This window comes from Ferrovibrio sp. (genome assembly GCF_025869515.1).
GTDB lineage: Bacteria > Pseudomonadota > Alphaproteobacteria > Ferrovibrionales > Ferrovibrionaceae > Ferrovibrio.
Genome location: NZ_JAOZVR010000041.1, coordinates 73,180 through 74,781 on the forward strand (window position 1 = coordinate 73,180; position 1,602 = coordinate 74,781).

3 protein-coding genes are annotated in these 1,602 nt (G+C 69.4%); 2 read left to right on the top strand and 1 reads right to left on the bottom strand.

Annotated elements, in window-relative coordinates; translation table 11 throughout:
- Nucleotides 1-114: 114 nt before the first annotated feature.
- Nucleotides 115-735 (top strand): GGDEF domain-containing protein, encoded by a 621-nt coding sequence (locus tag OJJ21_RS05975; protein WP_297684132.1) that lies wholly within the window; start codon nucleotides 115-117, stop codon nucleotides 733-735.
- A 10-nt stretch (nucleotides 736-745) separates the two neighbouring features.
- Here OJJ21_RS05975 and OJJ21_RS05980 read toward each other — a convergent pair whose 3' ends face one another.
- Nucleotides 746-1,240: an AAA family ATPase gene (locus tag OJJ21_RS05980; protein ID WP_297684135.1), complete on the bottom strand. Its 495-nt coding sequence runs from the start codon at nucleotides 1,238-1,240 to the stop codon at nucleotides 746-748.
- 107 nt (nucleotides 1,241-1,347) lie between these two features.
- Here OJJ21_RS05980 and OJJ21_RS05985 point away from each other — a divergent pair.
- A partial coding sequence (locus OJJ21_RS05985) for a peptide-methionine (R)-S-oxide reductase (RefSeq protein WP_297684137.1) occupies nucleotides 1,348-1,602 on the top strand: 255 nt, incomplete at its 3' end.

Genomic DNA, 1,602 nt, shown 5'->3' on the forward strand with positions numbered 1-1,602 from the left:
GTGGGTGTGTGGCCCTCCTAGGCTGTCGTTTTTTTGTTTTTTGTGGGGGGGGGGCGGGGGGGGGGGGCGGGGGGGGGGGGGGGGGGCCCCCCCCCCCCCCCCACGCTGGTGCTGGTGCAGGTCGATGCGGCCACGGCGGTGCGCGTTTTCGCCTCGCTGCTGCTCACCATCGTGATCGTCAACATCATCCTCGGCGTGATCAACGACCTGCATGACCGGCTGGTGGCGCAGACCGTCACCGATCCGCTCACCGGCGCCTATAACCGCCGCCAGATGGAAACCAGCCTCGACGATGTGGTCGAGCGGCATCGCCGCACCGGCGCGCCGGCCACGCTGCTGCTGATCGATATCGACCGTTTCAAGGAGATCAACGATCGCTTCGGCCATGCCGCCGGCGACTCTGTGCTGCGCACCGTGGTGGCACTGGTGGCCGACCGGGTGCGACGGCTCGACCGGCTGTTCCGTATCGGCGGCGACGAATTCCTGCTGCTGCTGCCCGACACGAACGGTGCGGCGGCACGGGCGCTCGCCGAGGAGCTGCGCGGCCTGATCGCCGGCACCGTCATTCCCGGTGCATCTTCGGTGACGGTCAGCATCGGCCTGGCCATGCTGGCGCCGGGCCAGCAGATGGATGCCTGGATGCATGAGGCGGATGCCGCGCTCTATGCCGCCAAGCAGCAGGGCCGCGACCGCGTGATGGGCGCCGCCGCGGTGTCCGCACCGACGGCGGACTGACGGATGCGTTTCAGCCGGTGCTGAGCCGCGCGACGATCCTTTCGACCGCAGCCGCAGTATCGTCCTTCGCCGTGTCGATCACCAGATCGGCCGACCATGGTTCATACTGCAGCGTCTCGACATCCTGCCATGATGGCAGGCGATGCCCGGGGATATCGGCCTGCCGCGTCTCCACGCGGCGCCGGTGCTCGGCGGCATCCGAGCAGACCACCTCGATTTCCAGCGTCGCGATATCGGCCGCCGCTGCCGCCGCGCGCCAGCCGGCGCGGCTCGCCGCCACCGGATTGACACTGTCGGCCACCACGGTCAGGCCGAGCCGCAGGTTATCCTCGGCCAGCCGCTGCGCCACCGCATAGCCGGCGGCGCCGATTCCGCCCATGCCGGCGGCTTTCAGCGCCTGTTCGATGCTGTCGACGCGCAGGTGCATGGCGCCGAGCCGCCGGGCCAGCGCCCGCGCCAGTGTGGTCTTGCCGCTGCCCGGCCGGCCGCCAAGGATGATCAGCATTCCTGCCTCCGCTGGCTGGTTGATGTATCACCGATCCGTGTCAGCGGCATGATGCCCGTTGATGCGGCGCGGCCGTGCGCTACCTTGTGGCGACGGAGGATTTCAGCATGACCGACACCACCAGCAAGCCCCTCTCCCCCGAAGCCGAACGCGTGTTGCGCGGCCATGGCACCGAGCGGCCGGGCACCAGCCCGCTGAACCGGGAAAAGCGCCAGGGCAAATATGTCTGCGCCGGCTGCGGCACCGAGGTGTTTGCCTCCGACACCAAATACGACAGCGGCAGCGGCTGGCCCAGCTTCTATGCCCCGGTGGCCGACAATGTCGCCGCCACCGTCGACACCAGCCTCGGCATGCGCCGCATC

Excerpts from the sequence above, each read along its gene's own strand:
- OJJ21_RS05980 (WP_297684135.1), bottom strand. The coding sequence starts at position 1,240 with ATGCTGATCATCCTTGGCGGCCGGCCGGGCAGCGGCAAGACCACACTG.